This is a genomic window from Ideonella oryzae (assembly GCF_024055665.1).
GTDB lineage: Bacteria > Pseudomonadota > Gammaproteobacteria > Burkholderiales > Burkholderiaceae_C > Ideonella > Ideonella oryzae.
This window is the reverse complement of record NZ_JAMXMC010000002.1, coordinates 452,051-472,647: the sequence shown is the minus strand read 5'-3', so window position 1 is coordinate 472,647 and position 20,597 is coordinate 452,051. Positions and strand designations below refer to the sequence as shown.

At 69.0% G+C, this 20,597-nt stretch carries 20 protein-coding genes and 2 tRNA genes; all 22 read right to left on the bottom strand.

The genetic code is table 11. From position 1 onward, the window contains the following. Positions 1-3: 3 nt before the first annotated feature. Positions 4-1,740: a thiosulfohydrolase SoxB gene (gene soxB / locus M0L44_RS04885; RefSeq protein WP_252768533.1), complete on the bottom strand. Its 1,737-nt coding sequence runs from the start codon at positions 1,738-1,740 to the stop codon at positions 4-6. Positions 1,741-1,810: 70 nt separating this feature from the next. Then, positions 1,811-2,464 carry a sulfur oxidation c-type cytochrome SoxX gene (gene soxX / locus M0L44_RS04880; protein ID WP_252768532.1) on the bottom strand — a complete coding sequence of 218 codons (654 nt, stop codon included), beginning with the start codon at positions 2,462-2,464 and terminating at the stop codon, positions 1,811-1,813. 27 nt (positions 2,465-2,491) lie between these two features. Further along, positions 2,492-3,307, bottom strand: coding sequence for a sulfur oxidation c-type cytochrome SoxA (soxA, locus tag M0L44_RS04875; protein WP_435526382.1), 816 nt, complete (start codon positions 3,305-3,307; stop codon positions 2,492-2,494). A gap of 46 nt (positions 3,308-3,353) precedes the next feature. Continuing rightward, the gene (gene soxZ, locus M0L44_RS04870) at positions 3,354-3,665 is read right to left on the bottom strand and encodes a thiosulfate oxidation carrier complex protein SoxZ (RefSeq protein WP_252768531.1); all 312 of its coding nucleotides are present in this window, start codon (positions 3,663-3,665) and stop codon (positions 3,354-3,356) included. A 53-nt stretch (positions 3,666-3,718) separates the two neighbouring features. Beyond that, a complete protein-coding gene (gene soxY / locus M0L44_RS04865) occupies positions 3,719-4,177 on the bottom strand; it encodes a thiosulfate oxidation carrier protein SoxY (protein WP_252768530.1) in 459 nt (152 codons plus the stop codon). 70 nt (positions 4,178-4,247) lie between these two features. Further along, entirely contained in the window at positions 4,248-5,336 is a 1,089-nt protein-coding gene (locus M0L44_RS04860) for a c-type cytochrome (RefSeq protein ID WP_252768529.1), read from the bottom strand. Then, a complete protein-coding gene (soxC, locus tag M0L44_RS04855) occupies positions 5,320-6,699 on the bottom strand; it encodes a sulfite dehydrogenase (protein ID WP_252768528.1) in 1,380 nt (459 codons plus the stop codon). The genes M0L44_RS04860 and soxC overlap by 17 nt, the downstream gene beginning before the upstream one ends. 229 nt (positions 6,700-6,928) lie before the next feature. Continuing rightward, a tRNA-Lys gene (locus M0L44_RS04850) sits at positions 6,929-7,004 on the bottom strand. Between the two features lie 40 nt (positions 7,005-7,044). Beyond that, positions 7,045-7,120 (bottom strand) — tRNA-Lys (locus tag M0L44_RS04845). Between the two features lie 67 nt (positions 7,121-7,187). Next, positions 7,188-7,964, bottom strand: a complete 777-nt coding sequence (locus M0L44_RS04840) for a tRNA threonylcarbamoyladenosine dehydratase (RefSeq protein ID WP_252768527.1) — start codon at positions 7,962-7,964, stop codon at positions 7,188-7,190. After that, positions 7,961-8,731, bottom strand: a complete 771-nt coding sequence (gene ybgF / locus M0L44_RS04835; protein WP_252768526.1) for a tol-pal system protein YbgF — start codon at positions 8,729-8,731, stop codon at positions 7,961-7,963. Before ybgF ends, M0L44_RS04840 begins: the two co-directional genes overlap by 4 nt. A gap of 4 nt (positions 8,732-8,735) precedes the next feature. Then, positions 8,736-9,287: a peptidoglycan-associated lipoprotein Pal gene (gene pal, locus M0L44_RS04830; RefSeq protein ID WP_354004096.1), complete on the bottom strand. Its 552-nt coding sequence runs from the start codon at positions 9,285-9,287 to the stop codon at positions 8,736-8,738. 86 nt (positions 9,288-9,373) lie between these two features. Continuing rightward, positions 9,374-10,651 carry a Tol-Pal system beta propeller repeat protein TolB gene (gene tolB, locus M0L44_RS04825; protein ID WP_252768525.1) on the bottom strand — a complete coding sequence of 426 codons (1,278 nt, stop codon included), beginning with the start codon at positions 10,649-10,651 and terminating at the stop codon, positions 9,374-9,376. Positions 10,652-10,884: 233 nt separating this feature from the next. Beyond that, complete coding sequence (locus M0L44_RS04820) at positions 10,885-13,362, bottom strand: cation-translocating P-type ATPase (RefSeq protein WP_252768524.1); 2,478 nt, start codon at positions 13,360-13,362, stop codon at positions 10,885-10,887. Between the two features lie 8 nt (positions 13,363-13,370). Continuing rightward, the gene (locus tag M0L44_RS04815; RefSeq protein WP_252768523.1) at positions 13,371-14,330 is read right to left on the bottom strand and encodes a cation diffusion facilitator family transporter; all 960 of its coding nucleotides are present in this window, start codon (positions 14,328-14,330) and stop codon (positions 13,371-13,373) included. A 60-nt stretch (positions 14,331-14,390) separates the two neighbouring features. Next, positions 14,391-15,872 carry a ribonuclease G gene (gene rng / locus M0L44_RS04810; RefSeq protein WP_252768522.1) on the bottom strand — a complete coding sequence of 494 codons (1,482 nt, stop codon included), beginning with the start codon at positions 15,870-15,872 and terminating at the stop codon, positions 14,391-14,393. Positions 15,873-15,922: 50 nt separating this feature from the next. Then, complete coding sequence (locus M0L44_RS04805) at positions 15,923-16,540, bottom strand: Maf family protein (RefSeq protein ID WP_252768521.1); 618 nt, start codon at positions 16,538-16,540, stop codon at positions 15,923-15,925. Further along, the gene (locus tag M0L44_RS04800) at positions 16,537-17,721 is read right to left on the bottom strand and encodes an acyltransferase family protein (protein ID WP_252768520.1); all 1,185 of its coding nucleotides are present in this window, start codon (positions 17,719-17,721) and stop codon (positions 16,537-16,539) included. Before M0L44_RS04800 ends, M0L44_RS04805 begins: the two co-directional genes overlap by 4 nt. Beyond that, positions 17,714-18,181 (bottom strand): 23S rRNA (pseudouridine(1915)-N(3))-methyltransferase RlmH, encoded by a 468-nt coding sequence (gene rlmH, locus M0L44_RS04795; protein ID WP_151124190.1) that lies wholly within the window; start codon positions 18,179-18,181, stop codon positions 17,714-17,716. The genes M0L44_RS04800 and rlmH overlap by 8 nt, the downstream gene beginning before the upstream one ends. A 22-nt stretch (positions 18,182-18,203) precedes the next feature. Continuing rightward, a complete protein-coding gene (rsfS, locus tag M0L44_RS04790; RefSeq protein WP_252768519.1) occupies positions 18,204-19,007 on the bottom strand; it encodes a ribosome silencing factor in 804 nt (267 codons plus the stop codon). Continuing rightward, a complete protein-coding gene (gene nadD / locus M0L44_RS04785; protein ID WP_252768518.1) occupies positions 19,008-19,610 on the bottom strand; it encodes a nicotinate-nucleotide adenylyltransferase in 603 nt (200 codons plus the stop codon). 11 nt (positions 19,611-19,621) lie between these two features. Continuing rightward, complete coding sequence (hemF, locus tag M0L44_RS04780) at positions 19,622-20,542, bottom strand: oxygen-dependent coproporphyrinogen oxidase (RefSeq protein ID WP_252768517.1); 921 nt, start codon at positions 20,540-20,542, stop codon at positions 19,622-19,624. Positions 20,543-20,597: the final 55 nt, after the last annotated feature.

Sequence of the window (20,597 nt, the reverse complement as noted above, 5' to 3'; positions counted from 1 at the left end):
ACCTCATGCCGCCATGCCGGGGTTGCCCTGCACGCCAGTCAGCGAGGGGGTGTTGATGTGGCGCGGCTTGACCCGGCCGCCCTGGGCCTTGAGCCAGGCCTCCACGTGCTCCCACACCGGCTTGACGCCCGGCGCCGTCCTGGCGGATTCAGCCACCGGGGCCCAGCCGGCCACCTTGTAGGTCTTGTCCGCCTCGATCAGCTGGCCGCGCAGACGCATGTCGCTGATGCGCTGGCCCATCGCCGCGCCCGGGTTCATCGCGTAGCTCAGGCCGCCCACCCGCACCATGTCCCCGCCCTGCTGGTAGTAGGGATCGGGATTGAAGAGGTTGTCGGCCACGTCCTCCAGCACCGTTTTGATGGTGGCACCGCTCATTTCGGTGAGGGTGGCGTAGGGGTAGGTGATGGCCAGCTGGTCCATCATCAGCTCGCGGGTGATGGTGTCGCCCGGCAGCAGCGTGGTGCCCCAGCGGAAGCCGGGGGAGAAGGCGATCTCGGCGCCCTGGGTGTCCATCAGCGCGTCGCAGATGAGCTGGTCCCAGCTGCCGTTGAAGTTGCCGCGGCGGAACAGCAAGCCATCGGTGACGGCGAGCTTCTCCGAGAGCTTCGCCTCGTAGGGCGCGCGCACCCGGTCGATCAGGGCCTGCATCTCGGCGTCGGGCGTGAGCTGGTTGGCAAAGACCGGCAGCAGGCGGTAGCGGTAGTCCGCCATCTTGCCGTCCTTGACCTCGAAGTCCATCACCGCCAGGAACTTGCCGTTGCTGCCGGCATTGGTGACCAGGGTGGTGCCGCCGGCGTTCTTGACCGGGACGGCCACCGGCACGCCGTCATGGGTGTGGCCGCCGAAGATGGCGTCGATGCCGCGCACGCGGCTGGCCATCTTCAGGTCCACGTCCATGCCGTTGTGCGAGAGCACGACCACCAGTTGGGCCCCCTTGCCACGGGCCTCGTCCACCACCGCCTGCATGTTCTCGTCCTGGATGCCGAAGGCCCAATCGGCCACCATGTAGCGGGGGTTGGCGATGGGTGTGTAGGGAAAGGCCTGGCCGATGATGGCCACCGGCACGCCGTTGAGGTTGCGCAGCGTGTAGGGCTTGAAGACCGGATCGCCGAAGTCGTTGGTCTTGACGTTCTGGGCCACGAACTCGATCTTGCCCTTGAGGTCCTTCTGGACGATCTCCATCACCCGGTCCATGCCGTAGGTGAACTCCCAGTGGCCGGTCATCACGTCGACGCCCAGCAGCTTGCAGGCGTCCACCATGTCCTGGGCGTTCGTCCACAACGAGGTGGCCGAGCCCTGCCAGGTGTCGCCACCGTCGAGCAGCAGCGCGCCGGGGCGGCTGGCCTTCAGGCGCTTGACCAGGGTGGCCAGGTGCGCAAAGCCGCCCACCTTGCCGTAGCGCCGGGCCGCCGTCTCGAAATCGAGGCAGGTGTAGGCATGAGCCAGCGGCCCGCCTGCCGGGATGCCGGCCGCCCTCAGCAGCTGCTCGCCCACCAGATGCGGCAGCTGGCCCTGCATGCTGCCGATGCCCAGGTTGACACTGGGCTCGCGGAAGTGAATGGGCTTGAGCTGGGCATGGCAGTCGGTCATGTGCAGCAGCGAGACGTTGCCGAAACGCGGCAGGTCGTACAGCCCCTGCTCGGCGGTGGCGGCGTCGGCATTGGCATAGCGGCCCAGGGCCATGCCGGCCACCGAGGCCGAGGCCATGACGTTGAGGAATTCGCGGCGCGAAAGATTCATGGTTCAGCAAGCACCGATGTGAAGGGCCAGCCACGGCCGCACGGCATGCCGCCGCGCGGTCCGGCAGTGGTCACTGGTTGACGGGAGACTGCGGGTCCAGCAGCAGCGCCATGACGTCGCGCAGCTGCTGCTCGTTGAGCAGCTTGCCGTGACCGAAGCGCGGCATGGTGGAACAGGCGGCGTAGGCCTTGCTGTCCCACAGCTTGCCCCAGGTGTACTGGATGATCGGCGCCGAGGCCGGATCGCTCAGGCTCTTCACGCCGCGGATCTTGCCGTAGTTGTAGAGGCTGGGCCCGATGGTGCCGTAGGAGATCTCCTGCTGGGACATCTGGTGGCAGTTGTAGCACTGGGCGCCATTGGTGGCGGAGTCGGTGCTGGCATCGGACCAGGTCATGCCGCGGCCGTTCTGGGCCAGCTTTTCGCCGACCTTCCAGTCGCCGATGTAGCGGCCGCCCTCGGGCCAGCGGATGGTGGCGAATTCCGCGGACTCGATCCGGCGGGTCACGGCCTCGTCCGGCGGCGTGGGGCTGGAGCAGGCCGCCTGCACCGCGTCCTGGTCCAGGCGGTCCATGCCGGCAATGCCCTTGGCCTGGAAGGAGTTCTTGATCATGGCGCGGGCCTGCGTGTCCAGCTCGGCCGCGGTGGGCGCACTGGCACAGCCGATCACCAGCCAGGATGCGGCCAGCACGGCCGACATCGACAGAAGCACGGGGTGGCGTTGCATGGGGTTCGTCCTTGTCGGTTCGGCGCCTCAGCGCTTGAGGGCGGGGGCGATCGACTCGGCGCCCTTGGCGTTCACGCCCATGAAGACACCCAGCGCGATGGTGACATCCGACGCATAGCCGGGATAGGGAAAGCGCTGCTGGCGGAAGCAGTCGTTGAGCCGGCGTTGCATGCTCCACATCTCGCCGCTGGACACCCGGTAGGCCGGCCAGGCCGCGAAGCCAACGCCGTCGCCCGGGTTCTTGGTCAGGTTGGGCAGGTCCTGCAGGCGGATGCGCTTGCCATCCTCGCCGTGGCAGCTGGCGCAGGAGAAGTCCATGGGCCCGCCGCGGAAGAAGAAGGCCCGCTGGCCCAGCGCGTAGAAGCGGCGCTCTTCGGCATGGGCCTGGGGCACCGCGATCTTCATGCCGCGCGACTCGGCCGAGATCCAGGCCGACAGCGCCTCCAGCGTGACCTGCTCGCCCTTGCCGAAGGGCGTGGCGGCAATCTCGGTGGCCTTGAAGCCCTGGATCTTCTCCATGCAGGTCAGCAGGCGCGACTCCAGGTCCTGCACCCGGCCGGTGTCGGCGAACCAACGCGGCATCTGCACCCAGGCGCCCTTGACCACCCCCGGCCCCAGGCCCAGGTCGCAGCTCTGCAGGGACACCTTCTTCGGTCCCCGCGGGGTCTTCCAGAGGTCCTCGCCCTTGGCCTCGAACAGTTCGGCGGGGTTGCCGTCCTCGAGCATCTTGCGGTATTCGGCAATGCCGTCGGCGGCCGACTTCTGCTGCGCACTGGCGCTGCCCAGCGCGCCTAGTGCGGCCAGGGCCGCCAGGCCGCCAGCCATGATTCGGGTGGTGTGCATGCTGTTCGCGGTGAAGGGGTGGAGGATGGACCGAAGCGCCGGGTGCTCAGGACACCGTGGCCTCGTCGGTCCGCGTGTCGCCGTGGTTGTCCTTCCAGCTCACGCTGATCTTGTCGCCCGCCTTGGCGCCCTTGACGGCGAACTGCAGGTAAGGGTTCTTGGAAATGGAGGGGCCCCATTGGGCGGTCAGCACCGGCTTGCCATTGAGGCTCGCGCTGACCTCCTGGATGAACCAGGCCGGGATCACCTTGCCGGACGCGTCCTTGCGCTGTCCGGTCTCCATCTCGTGGCTCATCAGCACGCGCACGGTCGTCTTGTCGCCTTCGGCCTTGGCGCGGATGCGCATCGGGTCTGCCATGGTGTTCTCCTGTGTCTGTGTGAAAGGTGGATGCGGGGGAGGTGCGCGCGGCCTCAGCCGCCGCAGCCGCCCAGCGTGACCTTGACTTCCTTGTGCGCGAACAGCACCTTGCCGTCGTTCATCAGGGCCACGGCCATCACGTTGGAGGACTGGCCCATCTTCACGCGGGTGGCGAAGCTGGGCTCCACCGCATCGCTCACGTCGAACAGGGCCGACAGCACGCTGGGGTTCTTCTCCACCATGACCATCAACTGCTTGACGCCCGGCAGCGTGGTGGCCACGCCGATGGGCACCACCGCGCCGTTCTCGGCAATGTCGGGCCCGGTGATGGTGACGTCCTTGCTCTCGGTCGGCGCACTGCCCCCCAGGGCCTTGACCACTTCGGCCAGGGTCTTCATGTCGAAGATGGCGGCGTTGTAGGCCGCCTGTGCCGCGGTGGGCAGCAGACCGGCGGAACCCAGCATTGCCGCCACGGCAGCGGAGCGGGTGAGCATCTCGCGTCGGTTGATCATGTGTACTCCTCTGAGGAAACGAAAGTAGTGAAGATTCTTCGCGACAAGAAGCGGGGGAACCCCAGGGGGTTTACTTGGAGGCCCCACCCGCCAACCAATCGACGATGCGCTGGAGGTCCACCTCGGGCAGTGCGGTTTGGGGCGGCATCGGGATGCTGCCCCACAGACCCTGGCCACCGGAACGGATCTTTGCGCTGAGGTAGGCCTGGAGGTCGGCCCGCCCCTGGTACTTGGCCGCCACATCCTGGAAGGCCGGCCCGACGATCTTGCGGTCCACCCCATGGCAGGCCGCGCAGGCGTACTTCTGCAGCAGGGCCTGCACCGGGGCGCCCTGCCCGGCCGCCGCCGGCTTGGGCGACGGCGCGGCCACCATCGTGGCCGCGGCCTTCGTCCCCGGCGGCTGGGTGGTGTCCACGCCATACTGCGGTCCCACCAGACGCTGCTGCTCGGCCAGGTTGCCGTTGTTGTTGCGGGCGTGGTCCGGCAGGAAGGAGGCCACCTTGGGCTCACCCGCGCAGTCCTTCATGCAGGCCACCGCCTTCACGTCCGGCTTGCCGCCATTGCCCATGCCCTTGCCGGGCCACAGGCCGTGGTCGGTCGTCATGCCGTTGCGGTTGGGCATGCGCTGCTGGGCCTGGGCCATGGTGGCGTCCGAGAGCACGAAGTCGTCCGGCACGATGCCCGACAGGTTGAGCAGATAGTCCACCACGCTGTAGACCTCGTCGGTGGACAGGGACTTGGGGGCGTTCCAGGGCATGGCCCGGTTCACGTAGTCCCAGATGGTCGAGACGGTGGACACCTTCATGAAGGTCGTGCGGCCCGGGAAGCCCTTGTCGTTCAACCGGGCCACATGGCCGGTCTTGACGTCCTCGGCCGTCACCCCGCCGATCAGCGGCGAGAAGACCTCATTGCTTTCGCCGAACACGCCATGACAGGCGGCGCAGTGGCTCTCCCAGACGTCCTGGCCACGCGACACCGTGCCCGAGCCCTTGGGCAGGCCCAGGAAGTCCGGCCGCACGTCGATGTTCCAGGCCGCGACCTCCTTGGGCGTGGCCTCGCGGCCGATGCCGGGGTAGCCGGCCGGCTGGGCCCAGGCCGAGGCCATGCCGACCCCTGCCAGCAGCGCCGCAGCCAGCAGGCGCTCAAGAGAGCTGGACATTCTTCACCTCCCCGCTCTCCTGCACCAGCCAGGTCTGGATGGCGTTGTTGTGATAGATCGAACGGGTGCCGCGCACCGCGCGCAGCTGGCCATAACTGGGCTGCACATAGCCGGTTTCGTCCATCGCGCGGCTCTGCACCAGGGCCGGTTTGCCGTCCCAGGCCCAGTCCAGTGTGAAGCGGGTCAGGCACTTGCTCATCACCGGCTCCTGCAGCCGCGCCGTGCGCCAGTTGCGGCCACCGTCCACGCTCACATCCACGCGCTTGACCTTGCCACGGCCCGACCAGGCCAGACCGCTGATCTGGTAGTAGCCCTTGTCCAGCAGCACCTGCCCGCCCGAGGGCGTGGTCACCACGCTCTTGCACTCCTGGGTGCTGCTGTACTGGCGGTGCTGGCCACCCGGCAGCAGGTCGATGTAGTGAACGGCCTCATCCTTGGTGGCGTAAGGCTGGTCACCCACCTCGATGCGCCGCAGGTACTTCACCCAGCTCACACCCTGCACGCCCGGCACCACCAGGCGCAGCGGGTAGCCCTGCTGGGGCCGCAGCATCTCGCCGTTCTGGCCGTAAGCCACCAGCACCTCGCCGCTCTCCACCAGCTCCATCGGGATGGTGCGGGTCATGCTGGAGCCGTCGGCCCCCTCGGCCAGCAGGTAGCGGCCACGCTTGTAGTCCGCACCTGCCATGTCCAGCAGGATCTTCAGCGGCACGCCGGTGAACTCGCTGCAACTGAGCATGCCATGGGTGTACTGGGCGGTGGGCACCGCCACATTGCCCCACTCCATGCCGGTGTTGGCGCCGCACTCGATGAAGTGGAAGCGGCTCACCGAAGGCAGACGCATGATCTCGTCCATGGTGAAGACCATGGGGCGCTTGAGCATCTTCTCGTCCGAGCCGTTGAGCATCAGCCGGTGCTTGGCCGGGTCCATGTCCCACCAGCCCTGGTGGTGACGCTCGAAGTGCAAGCCGCTGGGCGTGACGATGCCAAAGAGGCTTTGCAGCGGCGCGAACGACACCGAGGCCTGGGTGGTCTGTGTCAGGCCCGGGCTGGGGCGGCGCTGCACATTGGCCTCGTACTGGGATGGCTTGCCATAGCCTCCCTCCGAAGCCACCGGCTGCCCCAAGCCCTTGCTGTAACTCGGCAGGTTCAGGATGTTGGGATCGCCCCCTTCGGCCGGCACCGGGTTCGCCTGGGCCAGCGCTGCCGGCGCAGCGGCCGTGGCCATGGCCGCGGCAAAGGCGCCCCGGATGAAGTCCCGACGCCCGTCCTTGGCTTCGCGGAACACGGCCCGGACACCGTCCGGGTCGATGAAGTTCTCGGGCGCCTTGCGCAGGCGGCCGGAGTGCTGGGGGTCAAGGCTCACGCTCACTCCTCGGGTCTGACCGGTGGGTGCGTCGCTTGGGCGGCCGGGTGGCTCCTGGAGGTCATCCCTGCATCACAATATGCGCGCAAACAAATATTAGTGATCAACGATGACACAGGCATGGGGAGAATCCCCGCCCGGGTTTGCACGGGGCATGCCGTGCAGCGCACGGGAAACAGCCATGAAAAAAGCACCTGGCGCCGAGGCGCGAGGTGCTTTTCAAGCTGTTTGGTGGGCCCTGTAGGATTCGAACCTACGACCAACGGATTAAGAGTCCGCTGCTCTACCAACTGAGCTAAGAGCCCTGACCGCATCCAGGTTCACGGCATGTGAGCCCGGCGGAACTGGTGGGTTGTGCAGGATTCGAACCTGCGACCAACGGATTAAAAGTCCGCTGCTCTACCGACTGAGCTAACAACCCCCGGCAGAGTCAGTGATTATGGCATGGTTTTGACACCATGCCAAGCCCTTCGGCTTTTGATCTTTTGTCAGCGACGCTGTGCCAGCGCGCAGGCCACGGCCTCGGCGGCAGCCGTCATGCCCATGGCCGCCGTGACCATGACCGAGGAACCATAGCCGTGGCAGTTCAGGCTGCCGTCGCTGTCGCAGGCAACACCATCGGCCGGCGGCGCCACGCTCTCGCGCGAGAACACGCAGCGCAAGCCGATGCGGCCCTGTCGCGGCGCGTCATGCTCGCGCCGCAGGCGGTTGCGCAGCGAGGCCAGCAAGGGATCATGGGTGACGGCCGAGAGGTCATCCACCTCCAGCCGCTGGGGCTGGCGCTTGCCACCCGCAGCACCGCAGCAGACCACCGGCACGCCGACCGTGCGACCCCAGGCCGCCAGCACGGCCTTGGCCTTGACCTGGTCGCAGGCATCGATCAGCACATCCACCGGCTCGGGCAGCAGCGCGGGCCAGTTCCCCGGCTCGACAAACTCCTCGACCTGCAGCACCCGGCAGCCCGGGTGGATGTCGGTGATGCGCTCGGCCAGGGCCTGGACCTTGGCCTGGCCCACCGTGGCGCCCAGCGCCTGGATCTGTCGGTTGATGTTGGACTCGGCCACCTGGTCGAGATCGATCAGCACCAGCGTGGCCACGCCGCTGCGGGCCAGGGCCTCGGCGGCCCAGGACCCCACGCCCCCCACGCCGACCACCGCGACACGCAACGCCCGCAGCCGGGCGTAATCAGCCTCGCCGTGCAGGCGGCGCAGGCCGCCGAAGCGGCGCTCCAGGTCGGCGTCCAGCTCCTGCGCGACCCCGCTCACTTCAACGCCACCAGGCGTTCCTTGGCCGCATGGGCGGCTTCAGACTGCGGATAGCGCTTGATCAGGTCTTCCAAGGTGCGCTTGGCGGCCTTGGTGTCCTTGAGCTCGGCTTGGCAGTTGGCGATGGCCAGCATGGCCTCGGCCGCACGGGGATGGTCCGGTGCCGCGGCCAGGAAGGCCTTGAACGTGGCCAGCGAGCCCTTGTAATCGCGCTGGCCATACTGGGCATTGCCCAGCCAGTAGCGTGCCGAATCGCCGTAACCGGTGCTGGGGTAGCGTTTGAGCAGGCTGTTGAGTGAAGTCGTGGCGCGGTCGAAGTCGCCGCCGCGCAGACTGTTCATCGCATCCTCGAACGCGGCCTTCTCCTCCGGGTCGACGGTGAAGGTCTTGCCGTCCACCGTCACCGGCTGGGGCTCGAGCTTGCGCATGCGGTCGTTCAAGCCGGCCTGCAGGTCACGCATGGTGCGTTGCAGATCGGCCATGTCGCGCAGCATCTGCTCGTCCTGGCCGCGGAGCTTGGCCAGGTCCGTGCGCAGCTGCTCGTTCTGGTTGCCCAGGTCCAGCAGACCGTTTTGCAGCGACTGGATCTGGTCAGCCTGCTGCTTGATGAGCTGCTCGTTCTGCGAGATCTTGGCGCGCAGGTCCAGGATGGCCCTGCGCGCCTCGTCGTCATCGAACAGGCCCGCCCGCGCCGGAGACACGGCCAGCCACAGCCCGCACGCGGCCAGAACGGCCGGCATCAGTGGTCGGAGCAAGCGGGTCGCCATGGTGTCAGCGGTCCTTCAGTTCGGCGCGGCGGTTCTTCGACCACGCAGCTTCGTCGTGGCCGTCCACAGCCGGACGCTCTTCACCGTAGCTCACCGATTCCAGCTGACCGTCGGCCGCGCCCAGGGCCACCAGGGACTTCTGCACCGCTTCGGCACGCTTCTGGCCCAGGGCCAGGTTGTACTCGCGGCTGCCGCGCTCGTCGGTGTGGCCTTCGATGATCATCTGGGCCTTCTTGTTGTTGGCCAGGTACTTGGCGTTGGCTTCCACCGCCGGGCGGAACTCGTCCTTGACCACGAAGCTGTCGAAGTCGAAGTAGATCACGCGGCCCTTCTGGGCAGCGGCCAGCAGCTCGGCGTTCTTCTGGGCAGCCAGGTCCACCGTGGCCACGGAGCTCTGGGCCTGCTGGGGCTGGGTGGATTCGCTGGCGGTCGGATTGCGGGTCTCGACCGGGGTGTCCGCGAGCTTCACATTGGACGCGCAGCCAGTGGCCAGCACGGCCACGACGGCAGCAGCCGTCAGGCCCAGACGACGGGTGAACACAGTTTGCTTCAGCATTTTTTTTCCTTCAGGAACAACAGACGAAAGTGCCGGCCGGATGCCGGCGTGCCATGACGAGCGGCGCAGAGTCATGCCTGCGTCGTTCAACGACCGTACGGGCCCCACTTGGGCTCGCGAATATCCTGGCCACTGGTGAGCAGGCGGGTCTTGATCTTCCCGTCCACCGTGGTGGTCATCAACACTTCCTGGCCCTGCGAGCGAGTCGCATAGACCACGAAGCGTCCGTTCGGCGAGAAGCTCGGGCTCTCGTCGTCATTGGTGTCGCTGATGGCCTGGGCCGTGCCACTGGCCAGGTCCATGGTCATCACCTTGAACGTGCCTCCGCCCTGGCGCTGCACGAAGGCCAGGGTCTTGCCATCGGGGCTCAGGGCCGGGCTCACGTTGTAGTTGCCGGAGAACGTCACCCGGGTGGCGCCGCCGCCGGACACGGGCTGCTTGTAGATCTGCGGCGAGCCGCCCCGGTCACTGACGAAGTACAGCGTCTGGCCGTCGGGCGAGAAGGTCGGCTCGGTGTCGATCGCCAGGCTTTGCGTGACCCGCCGCGGGGTGCCCCCGTCCTTGTCGATCAGGTAGATCTGCGAGCCGCCCTGGCGCGACAACGTGACGGCCAGCGTGCGGCCATCGGGCGACCAGGCCGGTGCGCTGTTGGAGCCGCGGAAATTGGCCACCCGGCGACGGGCGCCGGTGGCGGTGTTCTGCACCCAGACCACCGGCTTGTGGTCCTCGAAGGACACATAGGCCAGTTGCAGGCCATCGGGTGCCCAGGACGGCGAGATGATGGGTTCCGGGCTCACCAGAGCCACCTGCCCACCTTCGCCGTCGGCGTCGGCCACGCGCAGCGTGTAGCGACCACCGCCCTTGGTGACGTAGGCGATGCGGGTGGCGAACACCCCGCGCTCGCCGGTCAGCTTCTCGTAGATGGCATCGGCAATCCGGTGGGCCGCCAGACGCAGATCGCCAGCCACCACGGCCAGACTCTGACCGCCCAGGTCCTGGCCCTTGACCACATCCCAGAGCTTGTAGCGCACATCGAAGCGGCCATCGACCAGCTTGGTCACCGAGCCCGCGGCGATGGCGTCGGACCCCTGGTTGCGCAGGTCTGCGTAGCCCGGGACACCGGTCTCATCAAACATCTGGCCGGTGTCGACGAAGCGGAAACGTCCGCTGCGCTCAAGGTCGGCACGGATGATCTGGGAGATGGGCTGGGGAGCCTTGTCCTCCCCGCGGAAGCGCAGCAGCGAGATCGGCAGCTGGGTCGCGCCGATGCCGGCGATCTCGACCCGAAACTGTGCGCGAGCGGGCAGCAGGTTCAGCCCCCCCATGGCGGCCAGGGCGCCTAGTGCGTATCGTCTATTCCACATGTGTCGGTGGGTGATGCCGGTTCATGCCCAAAAGTTCCGTAGAACCGTTCCGGCACGCCTTCAATCGCAGGGATTGTAGGCCTGTCGCCTGAATGTGTCGGATGGTGACGGTCATCCGGTGGTTTCCATGGCCCCTGGGCGTGCCCGCTTCCTCGACAGGATTCCATGCACGACGTGTGCACGGAATCCTGAGCAGACCCAAGGGTTTTCCCTGATCAATGCCTGAACCCACATCAGGGTGTGCGCCGCTTGACCAGCTCGAACCAGGCCGCCGCCAGGCCCACCAGCAGCAACCCGGCCAGCATGGTGGGCAACCCAGGCAAGGCGAAGCCAAAGGCCGTCTGCAGCACCGGCACCCACCAGGCCATGAGCACCAGCAGCAGCGCTCCAGGCGCCAGCCAGGCCATGCCGTCCGCAGCGCCGCTGCGCCAGCCAGTGACGGACCAGTGCCGGTTGGCATAGATGAGCGCCACGCTGCCGCCCACCAGCACGCCGTAGCACAGGGCCCGCGCGGCCTCGGCCGTTTCGCCAGCGGCCACCGCCCCGGCATAGGCCCCCAGGCACAGCAGGGCCAGGCCCACGCCCTGCCCCAGGCTGCGCAGCAGCACGCGGCGGTCGAACAGACGCACCTGCCGCGGCCGCGGGGGGGCCTGCATCAGTCCGGGCTCAGCCGGCTGGGCCTCGAACACCAGCGAGCAGGCCGGATCAATGACCAGTTGCAGGCACAGCACATGCACCGGCATCAGGAGCATGGGCCAACCCAGCAGGACCGGCAGAAAGGTCAGCACGATGATGGGCACGTGCACTGCCAGCACGAAGACCATGGCCTTGCTCAGGTTGGCAAAGACCCGGCGGCCGTGGCGCACCGCTGTCACCAGACCGGTCAAGCTGTCCTGCATCAGCACCAGGTCGGCCGCCTCGCGGGCCACGTCGGTGCCGCGCGCACCCATGGCCACGCCGATGTGAGCAGCCCGCAGCGCCGGGGCGTCGTTCACCCCGTCGCCCGTCATGGCCACCACCTCGCCACGGGCCTGCAGGGCCTGCACCAGGCGCAGCTTCTGCTCCGGCTGCACACGACAGAACACGCCGCTGCGCGCCACCAGGTCCTGACAGCCCATGTCGTCCAGCGCCGCCAAGGCGGTGCCGGGCACCACCCCGCCCGCCACATCCAGGCCGGCCTGCCGGGCCACCGAGATCGCGGTGGACGGATGGTCGCCGGTCATCATCACCACCCGGATGCCGGCGGCTCGGCATTCGGCAATCGCCGCAGGCACCTCGGGCCGCAGCGGGTCCTCCAGGGCCACCAGGCCGACGAACTCGAAATCGAAGTCGTGCTGGATGGGCGGCAGACAGTCGGCCGCGAAGACCGCGCGGGCCACCCCCAGCACGCGCCAGCCCTGGTCCGCCAGGCGGGCCACCTGGCCGACGATGCGGGACTGGCGGGCTGCATCCAGGTGGCAGAGGTCGATCACCGCCTCCGGCGCTCCCTTGGCGGCAATCAGGCGCTCGCGCCGGTCGGGGGATTGCCAGACCCGCGACATGGCCAGCAGCTCGGCCGACAGCGGATAGTCCTCCACCAGGGTCCAGTCGGCATGCAGGTGCTCGGTCTGCGCCAACTCACGCTGCCCCGCCTCCAGCAGGGCCCGCTCCATGGGGTCGATGGCCTGCCGGTGGCTGGCGAGGATGGCGTACTCCAGGGTCTCGTGCACGGCCTCGGGCAGGGGCAGCTCGCCCTCGCTCACCAGGTCGTGCTCGCCCTGGGGCGACCACAGGCGCCGTACCGCCATGCGGTTGAGCGTCAGGGTGCCGGTCTTGTCCACGCACAGCACGGTGGTGGCCCCCAGCATCTCCACCGCGGACATCTGCCGCACCAGCACCTTCTCGCGCGCCAGGCGCCAGGCGCCCAGCCCGAGAAACAGGGTCAGCACCACCGGCAGTTCCTCCGGCAGGATGGCCATGGCCAGCGTGAGGCCGGCCAGCAGCCCCTGCAGGGCATCCTGTCGCTGCCAGCCGTAGAGCAGGGCCAGCAGCGCAGCCAGCCCCAGCCCGGCCGCGGCCGCCACACGCACGATGCGCGCCGTCTCTTGCTGCACCGGGCTGGCGGCCTCGGTGCCTCCCTCCAGCGCGGCCCCCAGACGACCGAGCGCGCTGCGCGCACCGGTGGCCACCACCTCGCCGCGGGCGGACCCTGCGGTCAGCAAGGTGCCCGCGAACAGACCGCCCGCGGCATCCTCGGTGACAGTCTTGAACACCGGCGCCGACTCCCCGGTCAGCAGGGACTCGTCCACCGACACGCCGGTGGCGGCCAGAAGACGCACATCGGCCGGCACCCGGTCGCCGGCATCCAGCAGCACAACGTCGCCCCGCACCAGCTCGCGGCTGGACACGCGGCACACCCGCCCCCCGCGCCAAACCTGCGCCTGCGGGGAAGAAAGCTCGCGCAAGGCATGCAGCGAGCGCTCGGCCCGCTGCTGCTGCACCAGGCTGATCGCCATCACGACGATCACGAAGCCCATCAGCGTCCAGGCCTCCTGGGCATTGCCCAGCAGCGCGTAGAGCGCACCGCAGGCCAGCAGCAGACCGAACATCGGCTCGGTCAGCACCGAGAGCAGCAGCCGCCACAGCGACCGGCGGGTCGCTGGCGCGAGTTCGTTGGGCCCCTCCTCGCGCAGCCGGCGCGCGGCCTCTGCGTCGCTGAGCCCCGCGTCCATCGCTCGACTCAGGCCTGCGGCGCGGACTTCACCGGCGCGTGGTCCAGGTCGGGCCGGTGCCAGGGGTCCACATGGGTCATCAGGTTGAGCACCCGGTGGCGCTGCATCACCCGCTGCCGGGCCGCCACCGCGATGTCGTGGCCCTGCTCCACCGTGATGGCCGCGTCCACCTCGATGTGGGCGTCCACCACGATCATGTCGCCCATCTTGCGGGTGCGCACATCGTGCACGCCCGCCACACCCGGCGTTTCCACCAGGGTCTGGCGGATGGCCTGCACTTCCTCATCATCGGCCGCGCGGTCCATCAGGTCGTGCAGGGCACTCCAGCCGAACTCGATGCCCATCTTGGCCACCATCAGACCGACGATCAGGGCCGCGATCGGGTCCAGGATGGGGTAGCCCGCGAGGTTGCCCACCAGGCCGAGGGCCACCACCAGCGAGGAGGCTGCATCCGAGCGCGCGTGCCAGGCATTGGCCACCAGCAGGCTTGACTTGACCTGCTTGGCCACGGCCAGCATGTAGCGGAACAGCAGCTCCTTGGCCACCAGCGTCCCAGCGGCCACCCACAGCGCCGCCACATGCACCGACGGCACCGCCGCAGGGGTGTGCAACTTCCCGAAGGCCGAAACCAGCATGCCGGCGCCCACCACGAGCAGCAGCACGCCCAACACCATCGAGGCGGCGTTCTCGAAGCGCTGGTGGCCATAGGGATGATCGTCGTCGGCCGCCTTGCGGGCCTGGTGGCCCGCCACCAGCACCACGGCATCGGACACCAGGTCGGCCAGCGAATGCAGGCCGTCGGCCACCAGGCCCTGGGACTTGGCCAGCAGGCCCACCACGATCTGCAACGTGGAGAGCACCAGGTTCACCGCCACGCTCACCCAGGTGCTGCGGCTGGCCGCCTTGGCCCGCTCGGCCGAAGTGTAGAGGGCGTGTTCGTCGGCGTCGTCGTGGTTCTTGTATTGCATGGTGCGAGTCTGGCAGACCGGGCTGATGGCAGTCTGAAGACGCCGCCGGTCCTGGACGTGTCAGAGCAGCACGATGTCGTACTGCTCGGGGTTCATGGTCGGCTCGGCCGACAGCGAGATGGGCTTGCCCACGAAGGCCGACAGGTCGGCCAGGTGCTGGCTCTCCTCGTCCAGCAGCATCTCGACCACCCCCGCGCTGGCCACCACCCGGAACTCCCTGGGATCGAACTGCCGCGCCTCGCGCAGAATCTCGCGCAGGATGTCGTAGCAGACGCTGCGGGCGGTCTTGACCTGGCCGCGGCCCTCGCAGGTGGGACAGGGCTGGCACAGCACATGGGCCAGGCTCTCGCGGGTGCGCTTGCGGGTCATCTCCACCAGGCCCAGCTGGGTGAAGCCGCTCACCGTGGTCTTGGTGCGGTCGCGCGAGAGCTGCTTGCGCAGCTCGGCCAGCACGGCCTGCTGGTGCTCTTCGCGCGCCATGTCGATGAAGTCGATGATGATGATGCCGCCCAGGTTGCGCAGCCGCAGCTGGCGGGCAATGGCCAGCGCCGCCTCGAGGTTGGTCTTGAAGATCGTCTCGTCGAAGTTGCGCGCGCCGACGAAGCCGCCGGTGTTGACGTCAATCGTCGTCAGCGCTTCGGTCTGGTCGATGATGAGGTAGCCGCCGGACTTCAGGTCCACCCGCCGTCCCAGCGCCCGGGCGATCTCTTCCTCGACGTTGAAGAGGTCGAAGATTGGCCGCTCGCCGCGGTAATGCTCCAGCTTGGCGGCCGAGGCCGGGGTGTAGGCCATGCCGAAGGCCTTGAGCTGCTCGTACTGCAGGCGCGAATCGATGCGGATGGCCAGGGTCTGCTCGGTCGCCATGTCGCGCAACACCCTCTCGGCCAGGGACAGATCCTGGTGCAGCAGCGTGCCTGCGGGACGGGACACCGCGCGCTGGCGGATCTGGGCCCAGGTCTTGCGCAGGTAGGCGATGTCCTCGGACAGCTCGGTGTCGCTGGCTTCCTCGGCATTGGTGCGCAGGATGAAGCCGCCCGGCCCCTCCTTGCTGCCCGGTTCCGGCTTGCCCACCAGCGCGACCATGCGCTGGCGCAACTGCTCGCGCGTCTCGACCGAGCCGATCTTCTGCGAGATGCCGATGTGGTTGTCCTGCGGCAGGAAGACGAGCATGCGCCCGGCGATGCTGATCTGGGTGGTCAGGCGCGCGCCCTTGGTGCCAATCGGGTCCTTGACCACCTGCACCGTCAGCGCCTGGCCCTCGAAGACCAGCTTCTCGATGGGGGTGGGCGGGTGGCTGTCGCGCGCCCCCGGCGCATGGGCGGTGTGCAGGTCAGCCACATGCAGGAAGGCCGCACGCTCCAGGCCGATGTCGACGAAGGCGCTCTGCATGCCCGGCAGCACCCGGGCCACCTTGCCCAGGTAGATGTTGCCCACCAGGCCACGTTCCAGCGTGCGCTCGATGTGCAGCTCCTGGATGGCCCCGTTCTCGATGAGGGCGACGCGGGTCTCCTGCGGAGCCCAGTTGATCAGGATGTCGTGCATGTGCGGCCGCGTGGGTGGGTGGCGTCTTCCCGGGGCCGCGGGCACGGCGGTCAGAGGCGGACGCGGGCCTGTCGCAGCAACTGGGCTGTCTCGTAAAGGGGCAAACCCATGATACCGGAGTAGCTCCCGGCGATGCGCTCGATCCAGCCGGCCAGCGCGCTCTGGATCGCATAGGCGCCGGCCTTGCCAAAAGGCTCGCCGCTGGCCACGTAGGCGGCCACCACCTCGGGCGGCAGGGACGCGAACTTCACGCTCGAAACATTGACCGCCAGATGGCTGCGCCGGCCGTCCCACAGGGCCACTGCGGTCAGCACCTTGTGGCTGCGGCCGGACAGCCGGGTCAGCGTGGCGGTGGCGTCGGCGGCGTCGGCCGGCTTGCCCAGGATGCGCCGGCCCAGGGCCACCGTGGTGTCCGAGCAGAGGATGGGGGCCGCGGGCAGCCCGCGCGCCTTCCAGCGCGCCCGCGCCGCCTGCAGCTTGGCCCGCGTCACCCGCTCGACGTAGTCGGCCGGGGCTTCGCCCGGGCGCTCTGCCTCCAGGGCCTCGGCATCCTCGTCGGAGCCGGGCAGCAGCAGCTCGTGGCGCACCCCCAGCTGGTCCAGCAGCTGGCGGCGGCGGGGGCTCTGGGAGGCCAGATAGATGAAATCGTGAAGCGGTGCGGTGCTCATGGGTTGGCGATTGTGGCGCGGTCCCCGGCCTGCCCCTCGCCCTGGCTCCAACGGCGGCGCCAGGCCCGTCGGGCCGGGTCCCCCACCCCGCGGGCCACGGCCCAGGCCACGGCAGCGCTCAACGCCAGGTAGGCGACCAGCAGCGGCAGCCGCCCGGCGTCGGGCAGCGTCTGCCGGCTCCAGACCTGGCGCAGCAGCGCCAGCACGATGATGTGGAAGAGGTAGAGCTCGTAGCTGTGCCGCCCCAGCCAGGCCCAGGGCGCCAGCAGCCGGGCCCAGTGCGGGTGGCAGGGCCGGCTGCCGGCCAGGGCCCAGAGCCACAACGCCGTGGCCGCCGCCAGCGCCGAGAAGCTCCAGGCCGGGTGGGCGCCGAAATCCACGCCCCAGGCCACCGCGATGCCGGCCAGCCCCCAGGCCCGCGCCCACACGGCGCGCGCCGGCGAGGCCGGATGGCGGTGGGCCACCCAGGCCGCCAGCACGCCCCAGGCGATGGCGTCGAAGCAGGCCGGATAGGCGTAGAGGTAGCGGATCTCGTCATCTGGATGCACGGCCCGGTACAGCGGCCCCAGCAGCACCAGCGCCACCGCCACCATCATCACCCGCTCGCCCCGGCCCAGGGCCAGGCAGAGCACGGCAAAGCCCAGGTAGAAGGCCTCCTCCACCGAGAGCGACCAGTAGACGTTCAGGATGTAGTGGAAGTAGCCCCAGTCCTGCATCAGCTGGTTGTGCCAGAAGCCCAGCACCGACAGCAAGGCGATGGCCCAGCGCCCGGCGGCCATGGGTGGTGCGTGGGTGTCACCGGCAAAGAAGGGCCAGCCCAGCAGCCCGGGCACCAGCACGCACAGCAGCGCCAGCCACAGCAGCGGCAGCAGGCGACTGGCCCGCTCCACCGCGAAGCGCCGCCAGTCCAGCTGCTGCAGCGCCCCATCGCGCCGCAGCACATGGTCGGTGATCAGGAAGCCGGAGATGGCGAAGAACAGCGTCACGCCGTAGTTGCCGCGCAGGGTCAGCACCGCCAGCAGCGGCCGGCCCAGCCAGGCGCCCAGCGGGCTGCGGGCCAGGCCGAAGGCCAGCGTGAAGTGCAGGACGAGCACCGCCGCGATGGCCAGACCGCGCAGCGCGTCCAGCCGGGGCTCGCGCCGGGGTTCGGGGCGACTCACGCCGCCCGCGGGCTCACTCACGGTGGTAGGGATGCCCGTTGCGCAGCGACCAGGCGCGATAGAGCGCCTCGGCCAGCAGCACCCGCACGAAGGCGTGCGGCAGGGTCAGGTCCGACAGCCGCAGGCTCTCGTCGGCCGTGCCCTTGAGCTGGGGGTCCAGCCCATCGGGCCCGCCGATGAAGAAGACCACGTCCCGCCCGTCACCGAGCCAGAACTCGAAGCGCTGGGCCAGCTGGGCGGTGGTCAGGCGGGTGCCCCGCTCGTCCAGCAGCACCCGCCGGGCGCCCTTGGGCACGGCAGCCTCCAGGCGCTGGGCCTCGGCGGCCATCAGCTGCTCGGCGGTCTTGCTGCCGCGGGGCTCGGCCTTGACGGCCTTGAGCGTCAGGCGCATTTCCGGCGGAAAGCGCTTGGCGAAATCCTCGTAGGCCGCGTCGGCCCAGGCCGGCTGGCGCTGGCCGACCGCGGCGATGATGAGCTGCATCGGTCAGGAGGCGGCCGGCGCCTCAGCCGCGCTTGGCAGCGGCCTTCTTGGCGGGGGCCTTCGCCGCCACCTTGACTGGCGCCTTGGCCGGAGCCGCCGCCTTGCGTGCGGGTGCCGCCTTCTTGCCCGGCGCCGCCTTGGCGGTGGTCTTCTTGGCAGGCTTGCCCACCACCACCGTCTGCACCGGCTTGGCCTCGGCGGCCTTGCGGGTGGTGCCGGTGCTGCGGGTCACGGCCTTCTTGGGTGCGGCCTTCTTCGGCGCGGCGGTCTTGGCCGCCGTGGTCTTGGTCGCCGCCTTCTTCACTGGCGCCGCCTTCTTGGCCGCAGAGGTCGTGCCGCTGCTCACCTTGCGGGCGGGGGCCGGCTTGGCAGCCTTGACCTCAGCCGCAGCCTTCTTGGCCGCCGGCTTCTTCCTGGCCGGAGCGGCGGGCGCGTCGTCCTCGTCCATCGGCTCGGACGCCTTGACCAGGGAGGTCTTGGCACTGCCCACCTTGAGCTTGACCGGCTTGCCGCCCCAGATCTCCTCGAGGCGGTAGTAGTCGCGGATGGACGGCTGCATGATGTGGGCCACGGCGGCGCCGCAGTCCACGATGATCCACTCGCCGTTGTCCTCGCCTTCGGTGCGCAGCACCTGCAGACCCGCCGCCTTGACGGACTCGCGCACGCTGGAGGCCAGCGCCTTGGTCTGTCGGTTGCTGGTGCCCGAGGCCACGATCACCCGCTCGAACAGGGGTGAGAGATGCTCGGTGTTGAAGACCAGGATGTCCTGGGCCTTCACGTCCTCCAGGCCATCGACGATGGCGCGTTGCAGTTTTCGGATGTCCATTCAGTGGCCGGGCGGGGCCCGGTAGAGGCTGTGTTGATCAATATAGCGTGCCACCGCGTCCCCCACCAGAGGAGAGATCGGCAGTCCGGCCGCCACCCGCGCCCGGATGTCCGTCGCGCTGATGTCCATTTGCGGCAGGGGCAGCACCTCGCAACGGTGCGGCACCCCCGCCAGCGTCGGCGGTGTCTGCACCGCCTGTCCTTCGCGGGCGGCCACCGCCAGCGTCACCGACGCCAACAGCTCCCGCCAGCCATGCCAGCTGGCCAGACGCGCGTACTGGTCCTGCCCGATCACCAGCACCCATTCGGTGCCCGGCTGCTCGGCGGACAGTTCGCGCACCGTGTCCAGCGTGTAGCTGGGCCCCTGGCGGCAAAGTTCGCGATTGTCCACCACAAACCGGGGTTCGCCCTGAACCAGGGCCTGGACCATGGCCAGGCGGTGCTGCGGCGGCGCCAACGCCTCTGCCGGCTTCTGCCAGGGTTGGCCGGCCGGCAGCCAGCGCAGCTCATCCAGCGCCAGCACGTCGCAAGCCAGCCTCGCCAAAGCCCGATGGGCCCGATGCGGCGGGTTGAAACTGCCCCCGAACAGGCCGACGCGCCGCATGCCCGGCCGGTTCAGGCGCCTTCCGCGGCCCAGTCGCGTGGGCGCAGGAAGTCGGTGTAGAGCCGGGCCTCGGGCGTGCCCGGCGCGGGCTGCCAGTCGTAGCGCCAGTTCGCCACCGGCGGCATGGACATCAGGATGGCCTCGGTGCGGCCGCCCGACTGCAGGCCAAACAAGGTGCCACGGTCGAACACGAGGTTGAACTCGACGTAGCGGCCGCGCCGGTAGGCCTGGAAGTCACGTTCGCGCTCGCCGTAGGGCATGTGGCGCCGGCGCTCGACGATGGGCAGGTAGGCCTTGAGGAAGGCGTCCCCCACCGAGCGGGTCATCGCGAAGCTGTGCTCGAAACCCTCTTCGTTGAAGTCGTCGTAGAAGATGCCCCCCACGCCCCGCGGCTCGTTGCGGTGCTTGAGGAAGAAGTACTCGTCGCACCAGGTCTTGAAGCGGGGATGCAGGCCGACGCCGAAGGGATCCAGCGCGTCGCGGCAGGTGCGGTGGAAGTGCACCGCGTCTTCCTCGAAGCCGTAATACGGCGTCAGGTCCATGCCGCCACCGAACCAGACCACCGGGTCGCGCCCGGCCGGCAGGGCGGCAAAGACACGCACGTTCATGTGCACCGTGGGCACATAGGGGTTGCGCGGGTGAAAGACCAGCGAGACGCCCATCGCCTCGAAGGCCGCCCCGGCCAGCTCGGGCCGGTGGGCGGTAGCGGACGGCGGCAGCGAGCGGCCATGCACGTGGCTGAAGTTGCAGCCCCCTCGCTCCAGCAGTCCGCCACCTTCCAGCACCCGGGTCAGGCCTTCGCCTTCCAGCGGTTCACCGGGCTCGCGCTTCCAGCGCACGGACCGGAACGGCTGACCGTCGATCTCACCGAGGGTGCCGACGATGTTGTCCTGCAGTTCGTAGAAATAGGCTCTGAGCGCCTCGCTGTCCATGGGTACCTCGAATGTAAAAAAGCCCGGCGGCTGGACACCACCGGGCTTGTGGAAC